The 5,572-nt window shown below is 46.1% G+C and carries 6 protein-coding genes; 2 read left to right on the forward strand and 4 right to left on the reverse strand.

Features of this window, described 5'->3' with window-relative positions:
* Positions 1 to 454 precede the first annotated feature (454 nt).
* A complete protein-coding gene (locus Q0140_RS11090; protein ID WP_297964574.1) occupies positions 455 to 1,042 on the reverse strand; it encodes a UPF0323 family lipoprotein in 588 nt (195 codons plus the stop codon).
* On the reverse strand, positions 1,039 to 1,677 hold the full coding sequence (locus Q0140_RS11095) for a helix-turn-helix domain-containing protein (protein ID WP_297964576.1): 639 nt from the start codon (positions 1,675 to 1,677) through the stop codon (positions 1,039 to 1,041). Before Q0140_RS11095 ends, Q0140_RS11090 begins: the two co-directional genes overlap by 4 nt.
* A 279-nt stretch (positions 1,678 to 1,956) precedes the next feature.
* On the opposite strand from Q0140_RS11095, the gene Q0140_RS11100 reads away from it, so the two are divergent.
* Complete coding sequence (locus Q0140_RS11100) at positions 1,957 to 2,580, forward strand: TetR/AcrR family transcriptional regulator (protein ID WP_050346358.1); 624 nt, start codon at positions 1,957 to 1,959, stop codon at positions 2,578 to 2,580.
* Between the two features lie 335 nt (positions 2,581 to 2,915).
* Entirely contained in the window at positions 2,916 to 4,256 is a 1,341-nt protein-coding gene (locus tag Q0140_RS11105) for an FAD-dependent oxidoreductase (protein WP_297964579.1), read from the forward strand.
* Positions 4,257 to 4,433: 177 nt separating this feature from the next.
* Here Q0140_RS11105 and Q0140_RS11110 read toward each other — a convergent pair whose 3' ends face one another.
* A complete protein-coding gene (locus tag Q0140_RS11110; RefSeq protein ID WP_297964581.1) occupies positions 4,434 to 4,991 on the reverse strand; it encodes a hypothetical protein in 558 nt (185 codons plus the stop codon).
* A gap of 104 nt (positions 4,992 to 5,095) precedes the next feature.
* Positions 5,096 to 5,464: a hypothetical protein gene (locus Q0140_RS11115; protein WP_297964583.1), complete on the reverse strand. Its 369-nt coding sequence runs from the start codon at positions 5,462 to 5,464 to the stop codon at positions 5,096 to 5,098.
* Positions 5,465 to 5,572 lie beyond the last annotated feature (108 nt).

Consider the following 5,572-nt stretch of genomic DNA (forward strand, 5'->3'; position numbering starts at 1 on the left):
AAGAGGTCTCGTCGGCGTCCGTGTGCCAGTAAAAGCCGAGCTTTTCGAGATATTCTTTGCTTAACGGCGTTATCTTTTTTAGTTGCATTTTTATCCTTTTTTAAAATTTTAACTCATTTGCGCCGCGATCTTTGCGGCCTTTGTTAGTTTTGATACGCATACGGCTTCGCGTAAATTTAAAGCGCGCAAGATGCACGGCAAAATTTAATCAGCGTAGATTATCGCGGCGATTGCGCGTAAATTTTAGCCGCACGAAAAGATGCTCGCGGCTAAATTTAAACGGCACGCAGACGACGCGGATCGTGCGCGGCAGAAGCGGTAAAATTTAGCCGAATTTTACAGCGCGTTTTTGCAAAATCGGCGTCAAATCAATGCTAAATTTGGCGCAAATTTTAAAATTCTACGCTCTAAATTTAACCCGCTGCGCAGAGCCGCCGTATATTTCAAAGCGCGCTTAGCCGCCGAAAAATCCGCCGCTCTTGCCGCTCTTACTTCCGCCGAAAAACCCGCTCTTGCCGCTTCGCGCCTTGGCGTTTTGCTGCTTTGCTTGATTGAAGCTATCGACGCTTCTAGAGTAGGCGCTCGGGCTTTTGTAGGCGGTTTGGCGCTGGCTTTGATAGGCGGGGTTGTTAAACAGCTTGCCGCCGATCCACGAGCCGATGATGGCGCCCGCGGCGCTTGCCAAGATCGCTTCGCCCAGGCTCATGCCGCCGCCGCTAAGCTGCGCGTTTTGGTTGGTTAAATTTGAAGTGCCGGCGTCGATTTTGGCGTTTTCCTCGGCTAAAAGGGCTTTGGTTTCCTCATCGCTTAAAATTCTCTCCGTGCCGTCGAGCGATTTTAAGATGATCTGGGTCTTTTCGCTTGGAAATTCCTCTAAAATTTTATATTTTCCCGGCGCGATCTCTTCGAGCCGCACGAGCGCGCCCTCTTGCAGACGGACATTTTGCTCCTGCCCCCTATCGTCGCAGCCCGCTAACGAGCCCGCCATAACGAGCCCAAAGCCGCTTACCAGCGCATAGCTAGCGATTTTGCGTAGTTTCATTTAGATCCTTTCAATGATTTTATATCTAAGCTTTGATTTATCAAAAGCTCGTTTCCTTCGACGCGGATAAACTCGCTCTTGCCGATATTTTCGATGATTAGGCTTTGCGCTTTTGGGCGCTTTTTGCGCTTAAGCGATCTGATAAATTTAGCCAGGCTCGTCCACTCCCGCTCGTCGTAGGTTTTCTCTTTTGCCTCGACGTCGAAGGGCTTGGCCTCGCGGTTTTTAGCGGAGATGAGAGGCTTATCGAAAAACGACAAGAAATACCCCAGCTTCTCGTCGCGTTCCTTATACATCAGCTTGATCTCCTCTTTTGAGGCGATCAAAATTTCCTCTTTCTCCTTGTGCAGCCTGTCTTTGTCGCTTTGCAGCGCTTCGATTTTACCCTTTAGCTCGGCTACCTCTTTGATCAGATAGTCGATGAAGCTTTGAGTACCCGCCCCGCCGCCAGTACGCGAGCTTTTCGCAGAGCTTTGCGAAGCGGGTTCGCTTTGTTGCATTTCATCATCTAAAAGCACGTAGCGCACGCCGCCGCTTTCCTCGGCGCGCAAGGAATTTCTGCGGATGCGGTTATAGACGGCTTCTTTTGAAATTCCTAAAATTTCGGCTGCTTCGCCGATCGAGACTTTTTTCATACAAAGATGCCTTTTAGCGTTTTAGGTAATTATTGCTAAATTTGCCTAAAATAGGCATTAAACGCTTCGTTTACAAAGATAGATTCCGCCTTACCGCAGCCGGCGCGCGATAAATTCCGCTCGCTTGCGCTTGCGTGATATAAAATTTCGCTTCGCTTGCAAAAGCCGCGTAAAATTATTTTTTTGCTGAGGTTTTAAAATTTTAGCCCAATAATGTTGCTTAATTAAGTATATTTTTTATACACTTACAAAAAATTTTAGTATTTCAAAGGAGGCGAAATGCCCGAATCGCCTAAATATAAAAAATCCGAAATTCGCTGTAAGCTCATTTTAGATGCGGCGCTGGAGCTGTTTTTAGCCAAAGGTTACGAGGCTACGAGCTTAAGCGATATCATCGAGCTTAGCGGCGGCTCGCTATCGTCGGTTTATAAGTATTTTGATAACAAAGAAAGCCTATTTTTGCGCATCATCGAACTGCAAAGTAAAAAGCTCGACGAGCGAATGAACGAGCGCATGCGAATCAATAAAGACCTAAAATTGCGTGAGTATCTGCAGGAGTTTGCAGGGATTTATCTGGAGTTTCTTTTCGCTCCGGAAGCGATAAAATTCTACCGGCTGATACTTTTCAGCGGCTTTAACGGCGCGCTTAGCCAGAGCCCAAAAATCTTTTTAAAAAGCGGCGTGCTAGGTTCGCCGAATGCGCTGGATGAGTATTTGGCGGCGCATGCGGACGAGTTTGCGCCCGGACGCACGGCAAAAAGCCTAGCGCTATATTTTTGCTTTTTACTTAGAGAGCCGCATTTTAGCAGGCTGCTATTTTTCGACGAAAAGCTAAATTTTAAAGCGAGCGAGCTAATCAAGGACCGCATCGATATGTTTTTGCTCGGCGTAAAAAAGCGCTAATGGCGGAATTTTACAGCGTAAATTCTGCGTTTTTCGCGCCTTTAAATTTTATGAGCGGTTTGGGGCTTAGAATTTTGTAGCTTGGATTCTATCTGTTACCAAGCGCTATAAAACGCCGCATATCCCGCGCTTAGAATTGCAATTCTATCGGCGCAGAATTTTTAAAACGATTAGAGCCAAAATTTTATTTTCCGTATTAAATTCCGTGCCGAAGTTAGAATTTCGTCGTGGAATTTCGCGCCACTTGCCTGCGCCTTTAAATTTGCGCCGCTCAGATTTTAAATTTAATAAAACCTCTTATAATCCCGCGAAATTTCAGATCAAAAGGATAAAAAATGGATTATGATATCATCGTAATAGGCTTTGGTAAGGCGGGCAAAACCCTTGCCGCAAAATCCGCCGCGCTCGGTAAAAAGGTCGCTCTCATCGAGCGCTCGCCGCAGATGTACGGCGGCACCTGCATCAACGTAGGCTGCATCCCGACCAAGCGGCTAGTTACGGCGAGCAAGGAAGCAGGCTTCGTAAATTTCAGCGTGCTCGGAGAGTATTTCGTGCTGAGCATGCAGAAAAAGGACGAGCTCGTAGAGGCGCTGAGGGCGAAAAATTTAGCCATGCTAAAGGGTAACCCGAATATCGACGTAATCGACGGCGAGGGCTCATTTACGAGCGCGAATTCCGTGCGCGTGCTAAGTCCTGACGGACAAACGCGTGAAATTTCAGCAGAAACGATCGTCGTAAATACGGGCTCGAGGGAGGTCGAGCCTAGCTTTGAGGTAAGCTCAGGGGTCGCTTATAGTAGCGAAGAAATTTTAAATTTAAAGATCCTGCCGAAGCATCTAGTAATCATCGGCGGCGGATTTATCGGGCTTGAGTTTGCCTCGATGTTTGCGGGATTTGGCTCGAAAGTTAGCGTGCTTATGCGATCGAAATTTATGAAAAACGAAGATGAGGACGTGGCTGCCAGCGTCAAATCCGCTCTACAAGCCCAAGGCGTGGAGATCGTCGAGGGCTGCGAGTTTTTGAGCTTAAAGGGCGGGGAGCTAAAATTTAACCTCGCGGGCGAGAGCAAGGCGGTCGCGGCGGATGCGTTTTTATACGCCCTCGGTCGTCGCGCGAATACGAGCGAGCTAAATTTAGCCGCTGCGGGGGTGCAGACGGACGCGCACGGCAATATCATCACGAATGAGCATCTGCAAAGCTCGGCCGCGAGCATCTACGCGGCAGGCGACGTGCGCGGCGGCGAGATGTTTACCTACACGAGCCTGGATGATTTTAGGATCATTTTTAGCGCGCTTTTCGGAGACGGCGCGCGCACTACGAAAAACCGCGCACCGCATGCAAGCGTGCTGTTTACCCGCACGCCGCTAGCTCGCATCGGCCTTAGCGAACGCAAAGCAAGAGCGAGCGGACGCGAGATCAAGGTGCTAAAGCTTTCGATGGCGGCGGTGCCGGGCGCCAAGGTCGTAGCGCACGACGAGGGAATGATGAAAGCGGTCGTGGACGCAGCTAGCGGCGAAATTTTAGGCGCGGCGCTTCACTGCGTAAACGCGCACGAGATCGTTAATGAGCTGGCGATCGCAATGGCGCTGGGCGCGAAGGCGGATTTTTTCAAAAACCAAATTTTTACGCATCCAAGCATTAGCGAGGCGCTGAACGATCTTTTCGGACAGTTTTAAATTTGAAATTTAACGGCGCTCGGACTTGGCAATGCCCGGGCGCCTTAGCTAAAATCGATCGTGGAATTTAATGCGCCGGAGCGGGTTAAATTAAACTGGGTTAAATAATTTGAGCCCTTGCCGCCCGCTTCTTTCTTGGCTACCAAAGTTGGTTATAAAAAGAAATGATTGAAATAGTTAATTGATAAAATATCCGCGTTTAGGAATAGTAAGATTACAATCTATTTGGCACTCGGTAAGAGTATGCGGATAAAATTTCTTCTCGCAGTTTATACAGGCGAAAACGATTTCGTCCGTCGCTTCGTTTAACATAACTCTATAATCGCTAGGCGACCATTGCGGGCATTCGCACGCCAAGTCCAAATCCACGCTAACTACCAAGCTATCAAATACAATCGAGTTTAATTCCTCGTAGACCAGTCTTAAGCTCTTTTGATCTTTCAGCGCTTTAATTTTATTTATCAAGCGATATTTGTCCGATTTGATGATCTTTGCGCCAAAGAGATCCTTCGCTTTTCCGTCGCCGTAAATCGATAGCTCGGTAGGATAATCTTTAAAATTTAACTTTAAAAGTTCGTTCAAACCGCAGCCGTCGTATTCTTTCATAAGAAACAAAATTTTATTTTCAATAAACCATGTCGCTATGCAGCAGCATACTTGCTCGGGATTAAAAGGATGTAGATTTAAAATTCTATTTTCTAACGATACGCATAAATTTCTAATTTTGGGCTGCATTATTTTATCCTTTATTTCTACCTATATCGACGATCTCGACAAAATTTTAGCCATCTTTTCTTTATACTTAATTTTATATTTAGAATTTCACAAATTTAATATCTTTATTTATCCCCAAATATCAAATAGGCTAAATTTCTATTCAAATTCCCATACGCAACTATCCAATATTCTCGTATGATATTTTTGATTTGTAAGTTATCGTCCAGAAAGTCGGCAAATATTTTAATCCTATCTTTGTCTACCGCGCCTAGCTCTTCATCCTCTTTCTCAAACGAAGCGACAATTAAATGCGACAGAGCAATCTTGTCGTGGAAATTTAATGTCTTATTTTCTAGTAGATTTATCATTGACGTAATTTTGCCGATGTCTGCTAATTCTAGCTCCCAATCCTGCTCATCTCCCGTCGAATCTAACCCCAAAAGTTTATTTAATTTTATCGCGCTTTCTTTTCTTACGAAATAATCGGTCATTTTATTATCCTTTATATATGTTTTCGCCGCGATACTTAGCCGACCGCGCCATCTAGCAGTTTCCTAGAATTTTGCAAAGCCCATACGAAATTTTCGAGCTCTACGCAG

The sequence above is a fragment of the uncultured Campylobacter sp. genome, from assembly GCF_938045405.1.
Lineage (GTDB): Bacteria > Campylobacterota > Campylobacteria > Campylobacterales > Campylobacteraceae > Campylobacter_B.

Coding starts and splice junctions, on each gene's coding strand:
- Q0140_RS11110 (WP_297964581.1), bottom strand. CDS start 4,991: ATGCAGCCCAAAATTAGAAATTTATGCGTATCGTTAGAAAATAGAATT.
- Q0140_RS11090 (WP_297964574.1), bottom strand. CDS start 1,042: ATGAAACTACGCAAAATCGCTAGCTATGCGCTGGTAAGCGGCTTTGGG.
- Q0140_RS11095 (WP_297964576.1), bottom strand. CDS start 1,677: ATGAAAAAAGTCTCGATCGGCGAAGCAGCCGAAATTTTAGGAATTTCA.
- Q0140_RS11115 (WP_297964583.1), bottom strand. CDS start 5,464: ATGACCGATTATTTCGTAAGAAAAGAAAGCGCGATAAAATTAAATAAA.
- Q0140_RS11100 (WP_050346358.1), top strand. CDS start 1,957: ATGCCCGAATCGCCTAAATATAAAAAATCCGAAATTCGCTGTAAGCTC.
- Q0140_RS11105 (WP_297964579.1), top strand. CDS start 2,916: ATGGATTATGATATCATCGTAATAGGCTTTGGTAAGGCGGGCAAAACC.